Source organism: Streptomyces graminofaciens, assembly GCF_030294945.1.
Lineage (GTDB): Bacteria > Actinomycetota > Actinomycetes > Streptomycetales > Streptomycetaceae > Streptomyces > Streptomyces graminofaciens.
In genome coordinates, this window is the sequence record NZ_AP018448.1 from 11,006,979 (window position 1) to 11,026,860 (window position 19,882).

Consider the following 19,882-nt stretch of genomic DNA (forward strand, 5'->3'; position numbering starts at 1 on the left):
TCCGGATGCAGGTGTAGGGCTACGCCGCCGTGGCCAGCCGCCGAGGCCAAGGGCGATGCGGCCAAGTGGTCCGGGCCGGCTGTCTGAGGCCCTGGGGAACCGCGCACCCGCCGTCGGGTGCTGATGTCGACGAGACGACGGCCTTCCTGGCGCGCGGCATGCTCGTCAACACCCTTACGGCCACCGGGCTCCCCTCGATTGCGGGGAATCAGGGGCGGGAGTCATCGGCCTGGGGAGGGCACGGTCACGGCGCCTGCTCGAAAGGGGATGCGTCAGTGCATGCCTGCCGCATCGAGCAGGGTGGTCACGGTAGGTGTGACGAGCCCGGTCAGCTTGTCGGCTCCGATCCCCGCGCGGGCACTGGCGCCGTCGAAGACCAGGCTGAGCTGCCGGGCCAGCAGACCGGGATGGCTTGCCCCACCCCGTTCGGCCTCGGCGCGGAAGAAGGCTGAAAGGCTTTCCTTGACCCGGTGGGCCACCTGGCTTGCAGGGTGGCTCTGGTCTTTGAGCTCGACCTGAGCAGCCAGGTACCGACAGCCTTGGAAGTCGGGCGTACCCGCCTGCTCCTCCAACTGGTCGAAGACGTACAGGATCCGCTCGCGGGGTGAACGGCCGTCGTCCGCCGCCGGCAGGAGCCCGGCCGCGAAGGCGGCGGCGCGCTCCTCCAGGCTCGCCGCCAGCAGTTCATCCTTGCTCTCGAACAGCTGGTACATGGAGCGCTTCGACACCCCCGCCGCCTTGCACAGCGCCTCGACGCCGATGCCGACACCGTCTCGGTAGGTGAGCGTGGCCGCCGCCTCCAGCAGCCGCTCTCTGGCACTTGGCTTCACTACGGTGGTCATACCGCGAGGTTAACTCGATGTGGACAAAATGAAAACCGATCGGTTTACGGTGCTCTACCGGGGCGCTCTCGCGCCGCCCACGGGCCGGGCGGGCATGTGAGTACGGTTCCGCTACGCCGGCGCGGCGGTCTTCTGAGGCTTCGTCCGGGCGGGGACGCGGTGCAGCCCCCTACCCGTGCCGGACCTCGCAGGCCGGGACGGTCGGGGATGCGGCCGTCGCCTCGGCCGGCACGGCGGACCTCCCTCGGGCTCGGGGTAAGTACAGTGCCCGTGGCGATGAAAGGAACAGGCCCCGGCCGGACAGGTGGGGGTGTGGAATCCATGCTGGAGCAGGAACGTGCCCGGGCCCGAGAAGCCCGATTCGATGCGCTGGCGCGCGCGGTGGCAAAGCCGCTGCACCGATATCTGCTGCGCCGGGCGGACGCCGACGCGGCAGATGACATCCTCGCGGAGACGATGCTCGTGCTCTGGCGCCGCCTCGAGGACGTGCCCGGGCTCGGGAAGGGTCCCGTGACCGATCCCGACAGCGTGCTGCCCTGGTGTTACGGCGTCGCACGCGGCTGCCTGTCCAACGCCCGCCGGGCGGACGGGCGCCGGCTCCGGCTGGTGGAGCGGCTGACCCGTACCGCACCGCCGCCAATGCCCGGGGAAGCCGACCACCCCGAACTGCACGCCGCACTCGGCACACTCGGCGCCCTGGACCGTGAGGTGGTGCTGCTCTGGGCGTGGGAGGGGCTGACCCCGCGCGAGATAGCGGAAGTGACCGGACTGACCGCCAACGCCGTCAGCATCCGCCTGCACAGGGCAAAGAAGAAACTCGCCGCTCTGCTTGACCGAAAGAATGACGACAAGGCCGGACATGAGATGGGTGAAGGAAGGAGCAACCGGTGAACGACGAAGAACTGCTGGCCCGGATGAGGGCCATCGACCCGGCGCGGACCTCTGATGCTCCCCAGCCCGACATCAACCGTCTCCTGGAGGCCACCATGACCGCCGACACCACAGTCCGCACCTCCCCCCGCACATCGGACCGCCCCCGCCGCCCCCTGCTGCTGGCCGCAGCAGCCGCCGCTGTGCTCACGGTGGGAGCCGGCATCACCTGGGGAGTCACGGCGACCCGCGATACTCCTCCGGCCGCGGCCGCCCCGCTGGTCCTGACCGTCCAGCAGGACACAGGCGGCGGCCCTGCCACAGCGTGCGCCGAGCTCGACGTCACCACCCTGCGCCAGTACACGACCGCCTTCGAGGGCACCGCGACCTCCATCGACGGCGACCAGATCACTCTCCGAGTGGACCACTGGTACCGCGGCGAAGACGCCTCCACCGTCCGGCTCGACAACATCCACGAAGGACAACTGGAGTCATTCGGCCAGGAGTTCGCTGTCGGCCAGACCTACCTCGTCTACGCCAAGGACGGCAAGGTCCCGGTGTGCTACGGCGATGCCGAGGCCACCCCGAAGCTGCGGAGCCTCTACGACCGAGCGTTCGGGCAGTGAGCGCACAAGCTCGGCGGCTGTTCCGTCTCGCAAGGTCTGCCGTTGCCTCGTTGCGAGGTTCAGCGGGAGCCGGTCGGTAAACGCGTCACCGCTCGCATCGCCCTGCCCGATGACCTGGGCGGGGACGTCACCGGACGCCGCCCCCCAGTAGCAGCCGGCGCTCGCCTTCGGCCCCCGCCTTCACTGGCGGTCTGATGAGAACCGGCGCGCTACAGGGGGGCGATGTCGGTGGGGGAGAGGTCGGGGCGGGCGCGGTGCAGACGTGCGGGGTGGCGACCGCAGCACCTGCCGCCTGGGCGAGGGTGGTGGTGCGGCCGACGTACTGAAAGCGGCCTTCGGTGTCGTATCTGCCGAGCAGCAGCGTGCGGGGAACGGTCAGAGAGCCGGTGATCGCGCCGACGATCGCCTCGCTCGTCTCGCGGACCTTGTATTTCTGCCAGCCCCTCACCGACGGGCGGTAGGCGTCGTCCAGCCTCTTGAAGACCACCTCCTCCATCCCGACCGACGCCCATGTCAGCCACTCGGCTGAGGTGGTGAGCCCGGGAGAAGTCGGCTTCTCGGTTCCTCGCTTTCTCGGTTCCTCGCTCGGTCCAGGGATTGCGTAGAGGCTGCGCCGGCCCGCTTCGGCGAAAGTCCGGCCTGAGGCGGCCGCGGTCGATCCGGCCGCGTCGCGCGACTGTGTGGATCTCCGCGCGTGCCGGGACCGGCGGGCTACGCCCTAGGCGAGCCGCTCGATCAGCATGGCCATGCCCTGCCCGCCACCGACGCACATCGTCTCCAGGCCGATCTGCTTGTCATGGGCCTGAAGGTTGTTGATGAGCGATCCGGTGATCCGCGCTCCGGTCATCCCATAGGGGTGGCCCAACGCGATGGCCCCGCCCGAAACGTTGAGTTTGTCCTCGTCGATCTGCAGCACCCGTGCAGAGCCGAGCACCTGCACGGCGAATGCTTCGTTGATCTCGACGAGATCAACGTCGCTCATGGTCAGGCCTGCGTGGTCGAGTGCCTGACGGGTGGCCTCGATGGGGCCGAGGCCCATGATCTCCGGTGAGAGAGCGGTCACGCCGGTGGAGATGATGCGGGCCAGCGGCTGCAGGCCGAGTTCACGCGCCCGGACATCGGACATGATGACGAGGGCCGCCGCTCCGTCGTTGAGCGGGCACGAGTTGCCGGCGGTGACGGAGCCCTTCTCACGGAAGACCGGCTTGAGCGCGGAGACCGCATCGAGCGTCGTCCCGGGCCGCGGGCAGTCGTCCTCGGTCACGATCGAGCCGTCGGGCAGGGTGATCGGGGTGATCTCCTTGCGGAAGTGGCCGCGCGCGATGGCCTCCTCGGCTCGGTGCTGCGAACGAACCGCCCACCGGTCCTGCTCTTCGCGACTGATGCCCGTGAGGGAGGCAACGTTCTCCGCGGTTTCACCCATGCTGATGTACACGTCGGGCACCACTCCCGACTCGCGAGGGTCGGTCCAGGCCTCGTGGCTCGCCTGCCTGGCGGCCGAGCGCGCCTGAGCGACGCCGAACGCGGGATTCTGCGTGTCCGGCCAGGAGTCCGAGTTGCCGTTGACATACCGGGACACGGCCTCTGTGCCCGCCGAGATGTAGGCCGAACCCTCGCCTGCCTTGATCGCGTGGAAGGCCATCCGCGTCGTCTGCAGCGACGATGAGCAGTAGCGGGTCACCGTGGTGCCCGGCAGGTTGTCGTAGCCCAGTTGGACCGCGACGTTGCGCGCCAGGTTGAAGCCTTGTTCGCCACCGGGCAGACCGCAGCCGAGGATCAGGTCTCCGATCTCGTCGGGGTCGAGTCCCGGGACCTTGGCGAGCGCCGCAGCGATCACCTGGGTGGCGAGATCGTCGCTGCGCATCTCCTTCAGCGACCCTTTGAACGCCCGACCGATCGGCGAGCGGGCGTAGGACACAATCACGGCTTCGGGCATCTGAGTGCTCTTCTCGATGATCTGGCGGTGGGTTCTGTCCGGGCGAGCGGCTCTCAAGCTCCGGCAGAACAGGGGTTACGTCAGCAAGGTAGCCACCCGAAACAGGTACTCCATAGGACGATCGCGCCTCGCCGTGGTACGTCCGCGCCAGACGACCCCTGCCCGTTTCGTCTTGGTTCAGGTACCTCGGTGAGCGCCTCGCCCCGGCCCGCCGCCCTCCCGCATGCCGTCGGCGACCGAGGCAATCGCATACAGACGTTCGGCGGCACTGCGGAGCGAACACGCCACCGATCCGTGCCTGCCCGCGGGCATGGCCGCCCATCACCCGCTCGACCAGACCCGTCAACACGGTTGATGTGTGGGGAGTTGATGGGGGCACCGCCGGCGGACTGCACTGCGCGCGATGGAGGCCCGCCGTGGCGTACGTCATGTCCGCCTGCCTCGCAGACGGGTTGACGGAATCGACCCGCCTAAGAAAACTAAGCACCCGCATAGTTACTATGCACTCGCTTACTTCCTACTTCCTACTCCCTGCTTCTTACTTCCTATTTCCGGCGAGCGACGAGGAGCTCCTGTGCGCCGTACTGTCTTCGATGCCGACCACGAGGCCTTCCGGACCTCCGTCCGGGCATTCGTGGAGCGCGAGCTGCGGCCGCGCCAGGAGGAGTTCATCCAGCAGCGGGCGATCGACCGCGCCGCGTGGAAGGCCGCTGGGCAGCAAGGACTGCTCGGGCTGCTGATACCGGAGCAGTACGGCGGCAGCGAGGCGGGTGACTATCGCTTCACCGCGGTTCTGCACGAGGAATTCGCCAGGCTGTCGGTGGCATTCGCCTCCTCGTTCACCATCCACTGCGAGGTCGTCGCCCCCTACCTGGTCGAGCTGACCACCGAGGAGCAGCGTGAGCGCTGGCTGCCGAGGTTCTGCGCGGGCGAGCTGGTCACCGCGATCGGTATGACCGAGCCCTCGGCAGGTTCCGATCTTGCGGCCCTGCGGACCACGGCCGTGCGCGACGGCGAGAACTGGACCCTCAACGGCTCCAAGACCTTCATCACCAACGGCTTCGGCGCCGACCTCGTGGTCGTCGCCGCTCGCACCAGCCCGGAGAAGGGCGCCAAGGGCATCACGCTGTTCGCCGTGGAGACGGACATGCCCGGTTTCGAGCGCGGGCGCAAGCTGGAGAAGGTCGGTCAGCACGAAGCCGACACCGCCGAGCTGTTCTTCCACGACGTGCGCGTCCCGGGCGCCAACGTCATCGGCGAAGTCGACCGCGGCTTCATCCACATGATGGAGCGGCTCCCGCAGGAGCGGATCGGTGCCGCCGTGCTCAACCTGGCCCACGCCGCGCAGATCCTGGACGAGACGCTGGAGTATGTGAAGGAGCGGAAGGCCTTCGGCCAGTCCGTCGGCTCCTTCCAGTACAACAAGTTCCGGCTGGCCGAGATGGTCACCCAGATCGAGGTGACCCAGGCCTTCGTCGACCAGTGCGTCGCGGCCCACGTCACGGGCCGGCTCTCGGCGGTGGACGCGGCCAAGGCCAAGTGGTGGACCGCCCAGGTGCAGAACGAGGTCCTCGACGCCTGCGTCCAACTGCACGGCGGGTACGGCTACATGAACGAATACCGGGTCGCCCGAGCCTGGCAGGACGCCCGCGTCACCAAGATCTGGGCCGGCTCGAACGAAATCATGAAGGAACTCATCGGCCGCGACCTCGGCCTGTAAGGCCCATGGACACCTCATCTTCCGGATTGGAGCGCCCGATGGGCAACCTCAGCTTCGACTTCACCGGCCGCACCGTGATCATCACCGGCGCAGCCCGCGGCATCGGCCTCGAACTCGGCCGGCACCTACGCACTTCAGGCGCGGACGTGGTCCTGGTCGACCGAGACGCGGACGAACTCCTCGCGGCGGCGAAGGAGTTGGACGCCCTCTGGGTGGCCGCGGACGTCACCTCCAGCTCCGACGCGGAGCGTGTCGTCGCCACCGCGCTGGCCGAGACCGGCCGCGTCGACGTCCTGGTCAACAACGCCGGGATGCTGCGCGACGGCGTCCTGTGGAAGCTCACCGACGACGACTGGGACGCCGTCCTGGCCGTCCACGCGGGCGGCACCTTCCGGTTCACCCGGGCGTGCGTCCCCCACTTCCGCGCCCAGGGCTATGGCCGGGTCGTCAACGTCACCTCCTACTCAGGCCTGCACGGCAACATCGGCCAGTCCAATTACGCCACCGCCAAAGCCGGGATCATCGGCTTCACCCGCACCGCCGCCAAAGAGCTCGCCCGCTTCGGCGTCACTGTGAACGCCATCTCCCCCAACGCGGAGACCCGCATGGTCTCTTCCGTCCCCGCCGAGAAGCGCGCCGAGCTGACTGCCGGCATCCCGATGGGCCGCTTCGGCGACCCGAGCGAGATGTGCGCGGCTGTCGCCTTCCTCGCCTCTGAGGAGGCCGGCTACATCACCGGTGCCGTGCTGCCCGTCGACGGCGGCCTGTCCATCTGACCTCTCTGGAGCCCCTGTGAACATCCTCGACCGCTTCCGCCTCGACGACCGCGTCGCCATCGTCACCGGTGCTTCCTCCGGTCTCGGCGTCGCCTTCGCCCAGGCCCTCGCCGAAGCCGGGGCCGACGTCGTCCTGGCCGCCCGACGCACCGACCGGCTCGCCGACACCGCCCGCCTCGTCGAGGCCACGGGCCGCCGCGCCCTGTGCGTCAAGGCCGACGTCGCCTCGCCCGACGACTGTCATGCGGTCGCGGCGGCCGCCGCGGACTTCGGCCACGTCGGCGTCCTGGTCAACAACGCCGGCGTGGCCGATGCGGTCCCGGCCGGCCGGGAGACACCGGAGCACTTCCGGCACATCATCGACATCAACCTCATGGGTGCCTACTGGATGGCCCAGGCGGCAGCCCGAGTGATGACCGGCGGCGGCTCCATCGTCAACATCGCCAGCGTCCTCGGCCTGGTCAACACCGGCCTGCCGCAGGCCGGCTACTCCTCCTCCAAGGCGGGCCTGCTCGGTCTCACCCGCGACCTGGCCGCCCAGTGGAGCCAACGCAAGAACATCCGTGTCAACGCCCTCGCCCCCGGCTACTTCGCCTCCGAAATGACCGCCCGCCAGGAGGCCGACACCATCGACAACATCGTCCGCCGCATCCCGCTTCCCCGCACCGGCGAACCCGAGGAACTCGCCGCCGCCGTGCTCTTCCTCGCCTCCGACGCCTCCAGCTACGTCACCGGCACCACCCTCACCGTCGACGGCGGCCTCGTCATCAGCTGAGCAGACCGACAGACGTGATCCGCAAGAATGGGCGCGTGACAACCAGCGCAACCGACGACCTGTGGGGCGAGGCCGGCCCCGGCTCCCGGCGCATCCTCGAGGCGGCGCTCACCGCCTTCGCCGCCCGCGGCTACCACGGCGCCTCCACCCGCGACATCGCCGCCGCCGCCGGGATGAGCCCGTCGGCCGTCTACGCACACCACCGCACGAAAGAAGACCTCCTCTACGCGATCAGCCTCGCCGGCCACCGCAGCGCACTGGCCGCAGTGGAACGCGCCCTGGGGGAGGAGGTGACGGCGGTCGGCCGGCTACGGGCGCTGGTTCACGACTACACCGCCTGGCACGCCCGCCACCACCAGCTGGCCCGCGTCGTCCAGTACGAGCTCGGCGCACTCGCGCCGGACCACCGTGACGAGATCCTCCGGCTCCGCCGCCGCACCGAGGAAGTGGTGCTCGACGAGATCGCGGCCGGCATCGCGTCCGGGGCGTTCCGCACCGAGGACCCGGGCGGTGTCGCGCTGGCGGTACTCTCCCTCGGCGTCGACGTCAGCCGGTGGTACGCCCCCGGCGGCCACCACACTCCCGTCAGCCTCGGCCGCCGCTACGCGACGCTGGTGCTGGCCATGCTGGGCACCGACCACCGTTCCGCGACCGCAGGCTGACGAACGACGTCGACTCTCTCCCATCACGGCTACGTCGTGCTTGGTCAGCCACGGGCGCCCCGGTTTCCCGGAGAAGTCGAGCACCCAGATGCCGAGTTGGGGATGGTCGGCCTGCCAGACCTCCCTGGGTGCGCTGCCTCTCTCCGGCAGTTCGAACCCACGCCTCCCGGCGGCGCTTGGCGCTCCGGTGCGCCATCACTATCGGCCCCGGATCGACAAGGGTGACGATCTCGTGCACTGTGCCTGCCGGGGGCTCGGCCGATCCCGCCGGGCCGCGACGCCGGACGCCTGCCGTTGGATCGCCGCTGTCGGGAGTCCAGGCGTCCTCAAGGCCAGGCCCTCGATGAACATCCAGGGCATCGAAGCGGCCCGCGTGATGGGCAACCAGCCACCGCTGAGCGGCTCGGTAGGGCACCTGCATCGCTGGCGGAGCCGCTGTGAGCGTCACCCGGTCGGGCGGGTGAGCACCCTGCTGCTCGGCACCCCCTGCAGGCACGCGCCGCGAAGAGCAGGCCGGGGCCCGTCGCGGCGCCGCCAGGGCGGACGCTGCCGCGAAGCCGACCAGGCCCACAAGGAAGGTCCGCTCGCGTCCGACCAGGTCGGCGATCCGACCGCCCACAGGCGGACTCCCGAACGCGAGCGTGTATAGCGTGTATGCGGTAATCACTCACTGGCGGCTGTCATCGAACGCCCCCAGTCCCCGCTGGGCCGAGGGCAGAGCGATGTTCACGATCGTGGTGTCCAAGGACACCATCGGCTGCGAGGGCGATCACGCCCAGGCCCACCACCGATCCGGATCAGGAGACAGCTCGTCCGATCGGGCGTCGGCGGTGGCCGAAGTTCTGCTGGGGGTCTCACCGGCTCGCATGCGCTCAGTCTGGGTGAGCCGGCTCCTGACCGCCTCCTGACCGCCTCCGCGCCATCCCGGCGTGGGGCGTCGCGATGGCCAATGTGCGCGGCCAAGATGCAGGAAGGATCGTCGGTCGCGCAGGCCGTGGTGAGTTGCGGCGGTCGGACGCGGCGCGGGACAGAGAACCGCTCGCCAGATGCTCGCTCCTTTGCCTCGCGGTCGTCCATCCGCACGAGCATGCCCCTGAAGCGTCACGCCGGCCCCTCCGGCCGGCACCTTCGAAGGCGATCGGGTGGCGGGAGGGAATCTCGCCCCGCGGGCCACCCGACCTTCGAAGATGGCGAGACCTCGATGACCGAGCGTCTGCTGGTGGTCAACGGGATGACAGGGCTGCGGCGTGAGCGGCCCGCAACGAGGGCTTGTCGATCTTGCCGACAGCGTTCTTGGGGATGGCGTCGACCACGAGGAACGACGTCGGCCGCTTGTAGCCGCTGAGGTGTTGCGCAGTCAGCGCTTCCAGAGCCGCGGGGTGGACAGTCATACCAGGTCGCGGCTGGACGTAGGCGACTACTACCTCTCCCCACTTGTCGTCAGGCACACCGATGACGGCGGCCTCGAGGACAGACGGGTCAGCCGTGAGGACGTCCTCGATCTCCTTGGGGTAGATGTTCTCGCCACCACGGATGATCATGTCTTTCGATCGCCCGACCAGGGTCAGGTAGCCGTCCGCGTCCAGGTGGCCCACGTCGCCCGTGTACAGCCAGCCGTCCACGATCGTCTTCGCCGTGTCTTCCGGCCGGCCGAGATAACCACGCATGACGTTGGGGCCACGCACGATGACCTCACCATCCATGCCGGTCGCCAGCTCGTTACCCTGCTCGTCGACGATCCGGAGCTCCTGCCCCGGGACGGCAACCCCCACGGTGCCCGCCCGGCGCGGACCCGCGACGGGGTTGACGGTGGAGAAGCAGGTCCCTTCGGACAGCCCGTAACCCTCGATGATGGGGAAGCCGTACCGAGCCTCGAATCGGATCGGCAACTCGGCGGAGGCGGGTGCCGCGCCGCAAGTGCCGTAACGCAGCGAGGACGTGTCGGGTCGAACGTCGGCGGGCAGCGCCTCGAGCACGTTGTAGATCGTGGGCACGGCACTGAAGTAGGTGGGTCGCTCCCGCTCGACGAGATCGAAGAAGGTCTTGGGGTCGAACCGGTCGGTGATGAAGACACTGCCGCCTGCGACCAGCGGCATGAGCACGCTGACCACGATGGCGTTGACGTGGAAGAGCGGCAGGATCAGCAAGCAGCGGTCGGTCGGCCCGGTCTCGACCGCCTGACACCCCATCGCCGCCATCGCGTCGATGTTGGAGTGGTCGAGCATCACGCCCTTCGGTACGCCCGTCGTTCCGCTGGTGTAGATCAGGAGTGCCGGCGCGGTCGAGTCCAGCTGCGGTGTCGGACCCGACCCCACCACCTCTCCGCACAGGGCGTCGACGGCCAGCGTGGCGACGCCTGCAGCGGTCGTGCCGTCCTCGACGACCAGCACGCGTGCGCCCGAGTCGTGGAGCTGCCGTGCGACCTCACCCTCGGTCAGGCTCGGATTGACCGGGGTGACGGTCGCCCCGAGCCGCCAGACCGCGAACAGCAGAAGCACGAACTCGACGCGGTTCCTCAGCTTGAGCGCCACGACGTCGCCGGTACCGATCCCAAGGTCCTGAAGGTGACGAGCAGCAGCCCGGACACGGGTCAGGAACTGGGCATTGGTGAGCGACTGACGCCCGTCGGCAACCGCGGGCCCATCCGGAGTGGATGCGGCGCGACGGTCGGGCAGAGAGGCGAATTTCATGGTGAGGTCACCTATCGTGGTGTGGCGCGTTTCAACGCGAAGGCAACAGTGCGGGCTTCGGGTGACAGGCTCGGTCACTCAGCAGCATCGCGCTTCGCGATCGCCGCGCCGGCCGAGAACTGGAGCGTCCAGACGTTGCCGTGGTGCGGGTACTTCTCCACCATGGTGGCCACCAGCTCTTCGGCGTCCTTCGCGACCTCGGAGGCAGCCGCGAAGTCCTGGATGTAGGCGCGGGTCTGGGCGATCATGGTCTCGACCGCGTAGTCGTCGCCGTCGGGCCTGCGGTGTCCGGACACGATCATGCGCGGGCGGAGGCTCTCCACGGTGTCGACGGTCTCGAGCCAGTCCTGCCACTCATCGGGCGTCGACAGGCCGAGCATCGGGTGGATCTCGTTGTAGATGGAGTCACCGGCCACGACGACGTCGATCTCGGGGATGTGCACGATGCTCGTGGGATGGATGTCGGCCTGCTTCACCTCGATGATGTGCAGGGGAGATCCGTCGACGTACAGCGTGTCGCCTTCGAGCGGTTCCGGAAGCGGCTCCGCCGTGATGCAGGTGTCGCCGAACAGCATGCGCCACTGCTCCATCTGAAGCTGCATGTTCTGCTTCATGGACTCGACCACGTGGGGCAGCGCCACGGCCTTCGCCTCCGGGAACCGCTCCAGGAGCGGTCCGCAGCCCAGGTAGTGATCAGCGTGATCGTGGGTGATGTAGATCGTCGTGAGCTTCTTGCCGGTGCGCTCGATCAGGTCACCGAGGTCACGGACGTCGTCCTTGAGGTAGAGCGCGTCGATCAGGACCACCTCGGAGGCGCCGCTCACGAGCGTGGCCGTGGTGGGCGAGAAGGTGCCGTTCGGTACGCCGGGAAACTCCTCGGCCGGGACATTCGGCCAGCGACCGACGAAGACCGTGGCGCGGACGGGTGCGGCCGGCGAGGAGTGGGGGGCAGTGGTCACGAGGTACCTCCGGTTGCGGTGTTGTCGGCCGACGCGGCATTGCGCACGTCGGCGGCGAAGTCACGTTATGAACGCACGCTCGGTGACTCATAGAACGAGTGCGCCGAGCGCTGGTACGCGAGCGCCACGTTGCTCTGAAGCACCACCGTGGCTGCTGGAGCGGTAGATGCGGCTCACTGCAGGACAGGCAACCCCGCGGAGACAGCGGCAGCGCAGAGTGCCAGAGTGATCGCGACGGTCGGCGCGACGCGCCGTTCGCTCGGCAGGGAGCGGAAGAGTCTGAACAGCGTGATCATCGCTGCGATCGGTGGTGCGGCTCGCCAGAAATCGCACAGGGGCCCGCGACCGGCAGCAGCGAGCGCGGTATCCGCATACGGCGTCATCCGTGTCAGTGCGCGTGTCGTCTACCCCACACATGCGTAGGCGAGGATGCTCGGCCCGCGACGACGGCACGCAGCGCCTCCTCGAGCGGCTCCAGTCTGGCGGTCTGCGTCAGTTGTCGGCAGGTCGATGCGGGGAATCCTGTCCCCGGCTCCCAGATCGCCCCCCCCGGGATCCGCGGATCGCGCATGATGCCCGCGAAGGTCGGCCGGTCGATGCGGTAGCGGGTGCCCTCGCCGCGGGTGGTACGCGCTGTGGTCATCATGGGCTCCTCAGACGGATCATCCGGAGATGGATGAGGTCCCGGGGCACGCACGGTCGACAGCACCTCACGATGCCTCGGGACCTCGGTCAGCGGGTCAGCCGGTCAGCTCGTAGGGGACGGGCCGGTTCTCCCTGGCCCAGAGCTTCTCGATGTCGGACTCCGGCGGAGGCGGAACGATGCCCTGGACGCGCCAGAGGTCCATGGGGGTCTCGTCGATGTGGACCTCCCAGTCGTAGCCGCGCTCCTTGACCAACGGCGCCAGCTTCTCCTCGATGACCTCCATGCACAGGAACCGCATCTCGGGGTCGTCCATCTGCCGGGCGATGTGGTCCACGCGGATCCGTATGAAGTTGTGGTTTGCCTTACCACCGACGTACATGGTGTTCGCCGGCATGTCCTTGAACAGGACGACGACATAGAACTTCGGCAGGTCATAGGCGTAGTCCGTGTAGAGCGAGGTGATCCTCTGGGACAGCTGTTCCTTGTCCTGCGGGGTGAAGGCGTTCTCGGGGGTGAAGATCTCCCAGTACGGCATTGCGGCTCCTTGATGGATGGATCGGTGACGGAAGGTGCGGCTCAGGAGGGGGGGCTCAGCCCCGGAGGTGCTTGACGAAGTGGTCCCGTGCGGCTGCGGAGAGCTCGTCGAAGCCGGGGCCGCTGTAGAAGTCGAAGTGGCCGCCCTGCTTGACGATGATCTGCTTCGGCTCCCGGGCCTCCTCGTACGCGTCGAGGGCCAACTCGAACGGTGCCACCCTGTCGTTGTCGGCCACGATCATCAGGAGCGGGGTCGGCGCGATGCGGCTGATGAAGGTACCCGGGGCGTACTCGGTCACCATTTCCATGCTTCGAGCCGTCAGCTCGTTCTTCCAGTTGGGCGCCCGGTCCGCCGACGTCTTGCTGAACCACTCGTAGGCGTCGGCCGCGGGCATCACGGCCTGCGCCGTAGGGTCGGCCGCGACGACCGGGACCATAGCGGGCTCTCCGCCGGTGAACCGGTTGAGTCGGTCGCCCTCCTGGATCGCACGGAAGACCGGGATGAAGTCCGGCCGGATCGCCCGGCTCAGGGTGCGCGGACCCGTGATGAACGGCACCTGGGAGACGACGGCCTTCACCCTCTTGTCGATCGCCGCGACCATGAGGACGTGTCCACCGGAGAAGCTGGAGCCCCAGATGCCGATCTTCGACGCGTCCACCTCGGGGCGGGTGGTGGCGTAGGTGATCGCGTTCCGGAAATCCCGGTACTGCAGGACCGGGTCGACCTCCTGGCGGGGAGTTCCCTCACTGTCGCCGAAGTTCCGGTGATCGTAGGCGAGCACGTTGAGGCCGGCTTCGGAGAAGACCACGGCATAGTCGTCGAGGTGCATCTCCTTGACGCATGACAGCCCGTGCGCCAGGACCACGACCGGTGCCGGCGTGCTGGTGTTCCTGGCCGGATAGAACCAGCCCCGGAGGGCGACGCCGCCCTCGCCCTTGAACTCGATGTCTTCTCGATTCATGTGATCTTCCGATTCGCTTGCGATGGTCCGTCGGTCTGTGGAGGTTCACTCGGAGTGATCCGACACTCGCGAGTAGTGGTGGCGGGCCCAGAATCCACGAATGCCTGTGAGGGCTCATAGAAGGATCGCGCCGCGGGGTGGTACGGGTGTGCCACGGCCTACGAGGAGACGGTCAGGCGCATCCGTGGGCTTCCCGGTAGTCGCCGGGCGACAGCGAGAACTCTCGACGGAACTCCCGTCCGAAGTGGCTGGCATCGCAGAAGCCCCACCGGTGCGCGATCGCGGCAATGCAGAGGTTCGTGTTCACCAGGTCGCCTCTGGCCGCTGCCAGGCGGTGCATGCGGATGACCGCCCCGACGGTGTCCCCGGTCGACGCGAAGGCCCGGTGGACCGTCCTCGGAGAAACGCTGTGGGCGGCAGCGAGGTCGGCGACTCTGATCGGTCCACCGGCGAGATGGTCGATGATCCAGTCTTCCAGCCGCCGTCGGAACAATTGCAGGAACTCGTCGTCGCCGATGTGGGGTCGACTCGCACGGATCATGCCGGCGATGAGGACGAGGAGGGCGTTGCGCGCTCCCTCGACCTCCGCCGCGGACATCCGCCCGATGTGACGGTCCATGCTCATGAGGAAGCCGTGGAGGAGGTTGGCCAAAGGGTTCTGAGCCGTGTCCAGGAGCAGGCAACCGGGTGCACCGCCCCCCGCGTCGAACGGGGACAGGGCGCTCATGGGCACCCGGACCGTTCGTTTGGCCAGGTGATCCGGGATGACGAACCGCCCGGTGGTGCGGGTGCTCATGATGAGAAGCGTTCCTGGTCGCAGGATGACGGTCTCGTCAGAAGTCTCGATGATCTGTTGGCCGGCGTTGGCGGCGAGAAGCAGCAGGGCGTCATCGTCCTGACGCACTGCGTTTCTGCCTCGGGTCCCTTCGACCCGCGGGCACACCCAGTCGGTGATGAGAAGGTCTCCGAGGTCCAGCTCCTCGGCAGATCCGAAGCGCTTGACCGGCCCTGTGAGCCGCAGGTCCATGGAGGCAAGGCGGTCGCGGACGGCGAGCCTCCAGCGGACGTCCAACTCTTCGGGTGTCAGCAGGTTGGCGGGGCTTAGCATGGGTGGGGCGACAGTCACTTCGGCTCCAGCTCGATAGAAGCTGTCCTCTCGGTCGTGACTCGTAGTTTGCTTCGTCGAAACATTCCGGTACTTGCCCTGAGGCGACAAGGATTTGTCCTTGCGTGACACCGATCTTCCTGTCCGGTGCTCTGCCCTGCATGGGCTGTCCGCGCTCGTCACCGAGATCGGCGGCTCGGGCCCCGAACTCCTCGCGGCATATGGCTTCGACGAGGCGAGGATCGCCGAGGGCAACTCGTTCGTCAGTATCCGACTGGTCGAGCGCGTCCTCGAGGAAACGGCCGGCCGATTCGCGCTTCCGGACCTCGGGTTGAGGATGGCGGCGCAGCAGGATCTGCATGTGCTGGGACCGCTGGCGATCGCCATGGAGAACTCACGCACGATCGGCGAGGCCGTCGAGTGCGCGAGCCGGTACCTGTTCGTCTACAGCCCGGCCCTCTCACTCGAGGAAACCGACGATCCGCTGGGAAGTCCCGGTGTGGTCGGCCTTCGCTACACAACCACGGGCATCAACGCATCCCCACAGGCGATCGACTACGGCATCGGGATCGTCCACCAAGTCCTGACGCTGATCCACGGCGACGCACCCTACGGACTTCGTTCGGTCCTGCTTCCACACGCTCGCCTGGCACAGGAAAGCTCCTACCGGAAGTACTTCGGGGCCGAGGTCCGATTCGACTGTCCGAGCGCGGTCCTGCGCGTCCCGAGCCAACTGTTCTCGACACCGGTCAGCGGCGGCGATGACCTGCTTCACGACATCGCGATGGACCATCTCGAAACGCACTTCGGCCGCCAGCACGTGCCGATGTCGGACCTGGTCGCAGCGATTCTCAGCGAACAGCTCGGATCCAGCGGTCCGGACCTGTCGAAAGTCGCGCGCCTGCTGAGTCTCCACCCGCGTTCACTGCAGCGGTCCCTGTCCAAGGAGGGCACGACCTTCTCCGGCGTCGTCGATCGTGTACGCAGGAGTCAGGCCCTGGACTTGATCACGACGACCGACCTGTCCTTCTCGCAGATCGCGGCCAGCCTGGGGATGCAGGAACAGTCCAGCCTCACTCGTGCGGTACGTCGGTGGTTCGACACGTCACCTTCCAGACTGCGACGCGAAGGACAGGAGCCGAAAGGTCAGTCCGCCCTCATCGACTGAGCGTGCTCCGCGAGCCCCGCGCCGGCCCCGGGTGATCTCGTCTCTCCACGGTCTCAAGTCCGCCGTCACAGGTCTGAGTTCGGAGCTGCCTCTGCCTGGGAGGGCCTGTTCGGCCCAGATGACCTTGCCCTCGCCACTGTGCCGTGCGCCCAGCGCTCGGCGAGTTGGGCGACTAGGAGCAGGCCGCGGCCGCCTTCGTCGAAGACCCGGGCATGGCGCAGGTGCGGGGCGGTGCTGCTGGCGTCGGAGACCTCGCACGTCAGGGTGGATTGGAGGATCATCCGCAGCTGTATGGGGGCTTTGCCGTAGCGGATGGCGTGGGTCACCAGTTCGCTGACCATGAGCTCCGTGGTGAAGGACAGTTCTTCCAGGCCCCAGGCGGCGAGTTGGTCGGATGCGTGGGTGCGGGCGCCGGCCACGATCGCCGGGTCGGAGGGGAGATCCAATGTGGCGACATGCCTGGCGTCAAGCGCTCGGGTTCGCGCCACGAGAAGAGCGATGTCATCGGTGGGGCGGCCGGGCAGCAGCGCGGACAGCAGGTCCTCGCAGGTCGCCTCCAACGAAGCGGGTGCTCGGGCAAGGACGTTGCGCAGCAGCGTGAGTGCGGTGTCCACGTCGCGAGCGCGGCTTTGGATGAGGCCGTCGGTGGGCCAGGGAGCACAGGCGGGAGACCGGGTCGTAGACCGCGTACAGGCAGGTGGCGCTTGTCTCGTCCGCACCCCGTTCCTGCTCACGCTGCATCCGGATGACCACGTCATCGAGGTGGGTGAGCAGTTCGTCGGGCATCAGGTCGATGTCCGCGAGAGTACGGACGGCCGTCCGCAGGCGGCCCATGGTGGCGAGTGCGACGCGGGCACCGGACAGCGGAATCACGTCGTACCAGTCGCCGCCCACGCCTGCCCGGGATCCGCAGGGCAGGTAGCGGCAGGCGGTCTCGACGGCGGACTGTTCGGGCACCTGGTGCTGGAGCAAGCTGCGCTGGAGCGTGAGCGCCGTGGAACGTTCGTGGGCGTAGCGACGGGCGTTGTCGGTGTACACGGCTGCTCTGGACGCGATCTCGTGGGCCAGGAGCAGATCCTCGTCGTCGAACGGGACTGCGGTTCGGTGGCGGAGGAACTGCACGAGGCCCAGGGGGGTTCCGCGGGCCCACAGCGGGACCAGGAGCACTGAGTGGATGCCGAAGATCCGCAGGGCACGTCTGCGGTCCGGGGAAGCCGCCAACCATGGCGGAACGTCGGAGCCCGCGATGTCGTGCCGCAGGGCTGTCCAGTGGCCAGTGAGCGAGCAGGCTCCGACCCCTCGGGATATGTGTGCCTTTCCCTGGTGCCGACTGCTGAGTCCGGGCAGCCATCCAGCACGGATTGCTGGGCGCCCCGACGGACCGCCGCGCAACGTGGGTCGGCACCACACCCCCCTCCTGGAGCGCGGAGTCGAGTAGGTCGACGGTGACGAGATCAGCGAAGCGGTCGGTAGCGACGTCTGCCAGTTCCTGGGCGGTGCAGGCGGTGCAGGCGGTGTCCAGGGTGGTCCCGATCCGCGTGTTGGCCTCGTTGATCACGCTCAGCCGCCTCTGCAGTGGTATGCCCAAACCTTCGGAAGCTCCCAGCGCAAGCACTGCAGGTCGTGCTCCTACAGTGAGTCGGCACGCCCAGCTTCTCGAACAGCTCGCGCAGCGTGTACGGCTGGACTTCCGGGCCGACTCCGGACAGCTGGTGCAGCGCCGTCTCGAACTCGAAGCGGCCTCATCGAAACGAGGTGGCACAGCCGCCGGGGACGTTGTGGCGCTCCGCCAGGAGGGTGCGCGGTCCCAGCGTTGGAGGGTGGCGGCGGTCAGTCCGGCGTTGCCCCGCGCCGATGACCACCGCGTCGAAGTCCGTCGTGGTGGTTACTGTTCGGCGGCCTCTCGGGCGATCTGCTCGAACTGGGCGCCCATGGCCTCGCCGAGCGCCTGGGCGGCGGAGAGCGGGCGCACCATCACCGTGAACTCGTCGATCTTCCCGTCGTCGTCGAAGTGCAGGAAGTCGCATCCCTGGAGTTGCTTGCCGGCGACAGTGGCGGTGAAGACGAAGGCGTGATCGCGGCCGTCGGGGTTGGCGATCTCACGGATGTAGGTGAAGTCCTCGAAGACCCGGAGCACGCCGCGCAGGATCGCCGCGGTGATCGCCTTGCCCGGGTACGGCTTGAAGGTGACGGGGCTGGTGAAGACGACGTCGTCGGCCAGCAAAGCGGCCACAGCGTCCAGGTCGCCGCTCTCGACGGCCTTGCGGAAGGGATGCATGAGCCCACCTTTGATACTCAGAAATATGAATAGGTGTGCTGGAGATTAGAGGGCCCGTTAGGGCTTGTCTACAGGAAAGGGGTAACCATTAGTCACCTAGTTGATTAATCTGCTAGCGTGCACCCATGGCTTTGCGGAACGCGGTGATGGCCGCGCTGTTGGAGGGCGAGGCGTCCGGGTACGACCTCGCGAAGGCGTTCGACGCGACGGTCGCCAACTTCTGGATGTCGACGCCTCAGCAGCTCTACCGGGAGCTGGATCGCATGGAGGCCGAAGGACTCGTCACGGCCCGTGTCGTCGAGCAGAAGCGCCGCCCCAACAAGCGACTGTTCTCCTTGACGGAGGCCGGGCGGAAGGCCGTCCACGCCTACACCGCCGAGCCCTTGGGCAAACCGGCGGTGATCCGGGACGAGTTGCTTGTCAAGGTGCAGTGCCTGGACGCGGGCGACATGGAAGCGGTCCGGACCGCCATCACCGAGCGCATGGAGTGGGCCACTGCCAAGCTGGCCCGCTACGAGCGGCTCCGGCAGCGCCTGCTCGACGGGCGCTCCGAGGAGGCGTACTTCGCCGAGGCCGAGCGCATCGGCCCGTATCTCACCTTGCTGCGCGGGATGTCGTTCGAGCGGGAGAACCTCCAGTGGGGGGACATGGCGCTGCGCAGGCTCGAACAGCGCACGGCCGCGCTCCGGGCCGACGGCTGACTGCGGCGGCCCCACCCACACAATCAGGCAACAAAGTTAGTATCTGGACGGTCGTGAGCAGCCCGGCCTCTCAGGGGTCGTCGGTCTGTGTCCGAGCGAGGACCGGCTGCGGTTCCTTGTCGGCGGGATTGCGATGCAGTCCCTTGCGGTCGTAGAACCGGGTCACGCCGAAGCCGAAGAGGCACGCGACCGCGAGTCCCAGGCCCAGGATCACCCAGCCTCGGGGCAGTCCGGCGTCGCCCTGGGCGTCGTAGTAGAGGATGGAGCGGGCGACGCCGGTGATCTGACGCAGGGGCTGGAACTCGCCGGGGGTGCGGTGGAAGCCGGGGAGTGCCTGGAGGGGGACTTGGCGCCGGACGTCGGTACCGCCATGGCGATGTAGAAGATCGTGATGAACAGCCATCCCCGGCATGAGCGTGCTGCTGAGGGCCAGGGTCTGTACCCGGGGCGCTCGCAGTAGCGGGCTGTGGATCCGCAGCGTGCCCATGTCGCTGTGGGCGTAGCCGACGGCGTGGTCCACCTGGCCGCTCGCGCCCTCGTCCGCGCCGGCCAGCAGATGAGCAGCTTGTGGAGGTGACTGGCGGGGTCGATGTTGGACTGACGTAGAACACGGTGAACAGCAGTGCCACGAC

Annotated in this window: 19 protein-coding genes and 2 pseudogenes; 8 read left to right on the plus strand and 13 right to left on the minus strand. The window is 68.0% G+C overall.

All coding sequences use genetic code 11. The annotated features are described in order from the left end of the window. Positions 1-272: 272 nt before the first annotated feature. On the minus strand, positions 273-842 hold the full coding sequence (locus SGFS_RS48595) for a TetR/AcrR family transcriptional regulator (protein WP_286259137.1): 570 nt from the start codon (positions 840-842) through the stop codon (positions 273-275). Between the two features lie 321 nt (positions 843-1,163). Between SGFS_RS48595 and SGFS_RS48600 the strand changes: the two genes are divergently transcribed. Both SGFS_RS48600 and SGFS_RS48605 read left to right on the plus strand, forming a co-directional pair. Continuing rightward, positions 1,164-1,733 (plus strand): RNA polymerase sigma factor, encoded by a 570-nt coding sequence (locus SGFS_RS48600; RefSeq protein ID WP_286260416.1) that lies wholly within the window; start codon positions 1,164-1,166, stop codon positions 1,731-1,733. After that, on the plus strand, positions 1,730-2,338 hold the full coding sequence (locus tag SGFS_RS48605; protein ID WP_286259138.1) for a hypothetical protein: 609 nt from the start codon (positions 1,730-1,732) through the stop codon (positions 2,336-2,338). Before SGFS_RS48600 ends, SGFS_RS48605 begins: the two co-directional genes overlap by 4 nt. A gap of 127 nt (positions 2,339-2,465) precedes the next feature. Here SGFS_RS48605 and SGFS_RS48610 read toward each other — a convergent pair whose 3' ends face one another. Further along, entirely contained in the window at positions 2,466-2,825 is a 360-nt protein-coding gene (locus SGFS_RS48610; RefSeq protein ID WP_286259140.1) for a hypothetical protein, read from the minus strand. Positions 2,826-3,056: 231 nt separating this feature from the next. Next, the gene (locus SGFS_RS48615) at positions 3,057-4,274 is read right to left on the minus strand and encodes an acetyl-CoA C-acetyltransferase (RefSeq protein ID WP_286259141.1); all 1,218 of its coding nucleotides are present in this window, start codon (positions 4,272-4,274) and stop codon (positions 3,057-3,059) included. A gap of 574 nt (positions 4,275-4,848) precedes the next feature. Here SGFS_RS48615 and SGFS_RS48620 point away from each other — a divergent pair. From SGFS_RS48620 to SGFS_RS48635, 4 genes are read left to right on the plus strand one after another with little or no spacing between them, the layout of a single operon-like run. Beyond that, complete coding sequence (locus SGFS_RS48620; RefSeq protein ID WP_286259142.1) at positions 4,849-5,994, plus strand: acyl-CoA dehydrogenase family protein; 1,146 nt, start codon at positions 4,849-4,851, stop codon at positions 5,992-5,994. Between the two features lie 38 nt (positions 5,995-6,032). After that, positions 6,033-6,770 carry an SDR family NAD(P)-dependent oxidoreductase gene (locus tag SGFS_RS48625; RefSeq protein ID WP_286259143.1) on the plus strand — a complete coding sequence of 246 codons (738 nt, stop codon included), beginning with the start codon at positions 6,033-6,035 and terminating at the stop codon, positions 6,768-6,770. A 16-nt stretch (positions 6,771-6,786) separates the two neighbouring features. Continuing rightward, the gene (locus tag SGFS_RS48630) at positions 6,787-7,545 is read left to right on the plus strand and encodes an SDR family NAD(P)-dependent oxidoreductase (protein WP_286259144.1); all 759 of its coding nucleotides are present in this window, start codon (positions 6,787-6,789) and stop codon (positions 7,543-7,545) included. Between the two features lie 35 nt (positions 7,546-7,580). Continuing rightward, positions 7,581-8,207 carry a TetR family transcriptional regulator gene (locus tag SGFS_RS48635; protein WP_286259145.1) on the plus strand — a complete coding sequence of 209 codons (627 nt, stop codon included), beginning with the start codon at positions 7,581-7,583 and terminating at the stop codon, positions 8,205-8,207. A 455-nt stretch (positions 8,208-8,662) separates the two neighbouring features. Here SGFS_RS48635 and SGFS_RS48640 read toward each other — a convergent pair. The 7 genes and pseudogenes from SGFS_RS48640 to SGFS_RS48670 form a co-directional block, all read right to left on the minus strand. Next, a pseudogene (locus tag SGFS_RS48640) lies at positions 8,663-9,075 on the minus strand (MFS transporter); the annotation flags it as partial. A 355-nt stretch (positions 9,076-9,430) separates the two neighbouring features. Next, complete coding sequence (locus SGFS_RS48645; protein WP_286259146.1) at positions 9,431-10,897, minus strand: class I adenylate-forming enzyme family protein; 1,467 nt, start codon at positions 10,895-10,897, stop codon at positions 9,431-9,433. A 74-nt stretch (positions 10,898-10,971) separates the two neighbouring features. Continuing rightward, positions 10,972-11,856, minus strand: a complete 885-nt coding sequence (locus SGFS_RS48650) for an MBL fold metallo-hydrolase (protein WP_286259148.1) — start codon at positions 11,854-11,856, stop codon at positions 10,972-10,974. A gap of 388 nt (positions 11,857-12,244) precedes the next feature. After that, positions 12,245-12,499, minus strand: coding sequence for a hypothetical protein (locus tag SGFS_RS48655; RefSeq protein WP_286259149.1), 255 nt, complete (start codon positions 12,497-12,499; stop codon positions 12,245-12,247). A gap of 97 nt (positions 12,500-12,596) precedes the next feature. Further along, the gene (locus tag SGFS_RS48660) at positions 12,597-13,037 is read right to left on the minus strand and encodes a tautomerase family protein (RefSeq protein WP_286259150.1); all 441 of its coding nucleotides are present in this window, start codon (positions 13,035-13,037) and stop codon (positions 12,597-12,599) included. 55 nt (positions 13,038-13,092) lie between these two features. Then, the gene (locus SGFS_RS48665; protein ID WP_286259151.1) at positions 13,093-13,998 is read right to left on the minus strand and encodes an alpha/beta hydrolase; all 906 of its coding nucleotides are present in this window, start codon (positions 13,996-13,998) and stop codon (positions 13,093-13,095) included. A 172-nt stretch (positions 13,999-14,170) separates the two neighbouring features. Beyond that, positions 14,171-15,106 carry an AraC family transcriptional regulator gene (locus SGFS_RS48670; protein WP_286259152.1) on the minus strand — a complete coding sequence of 312 codons (936 nt, stop codon included), beginning with the start codon at positions 15,104-15,106 and terminating at the stop codon, positions 14,171-14,173. 118 nt (positions 15,107-15,224) lie between these two features. On the opposite strand from SGFS_RS48670, the gene SGFS_RS48675 reads away from it, so the two are divergent. After that, positions 15,225-16,271, plus strand: coding sequence for an AraC family transcriptional regulator (locus tag SGFS_RS48675; RefSeq protein WP_286259154.1), 1,047 nt, complete (start codon positions 15,225-15,227; stop codon positions 16,269-16,271). A gap of 96 nt (positions 16,272-16,367) precedes the next feature. Here SGFS_RS48675 and SGFS_RS48680 read toward each other — a convergent pair. Next, positions 16,368-17,847: pseudogene (locus tag SGFS_RS48680) on the minus strand (ATP-binding SpoIIE family protein phosphatase); the annotation flags it as partial. A gap of 309 nt (positions 17,848-18,156) precedes the next feature. Next, complete coding sequence (locus tag SGFS_RS48685; RefSeq protein ID WP_286259155.1) at positions 18,157-18,549, minus strand: nuclear transport factor 2 family protein; 393 nt, start codon at positions 18,547-18,549, stop codon at positions 18,157-18,159. A gap of 125 nt (positions 18,550-18,674) precedes the next feature. Here SGFS_RS48685 and SGFS_RS48690 point away from each other — a divergent pair, with 125 nt between their 5' ends. Continuing rightward, complete coding sequence (locus tag SGFS_RS48690; protein ID WP_286259156.1) at positions 18,675-19,250, plus strand: PadR family transcriptional regulator; 576 nt, start codon at positions 18,675-18,677, stop codon at positions 19,248-19,250. 70 nt (positions 19,251-19,320) lie between these two features. Here SGFS_RS48690 and SGFS_RS48695 read toward each other — a convergent pair whose 3' ends face one another. Further along, a complete protein-coding gene (locus SGFS_RS48695; RefSeq protein WP_286259157.1) occupies positions 19,321-19,770 on the minus strand; it encodes a hypothetical protein in 450 nt (149 codons plus the stop codon). Positions 19,771-19,882: the final 112 nt, after the last annotated feature.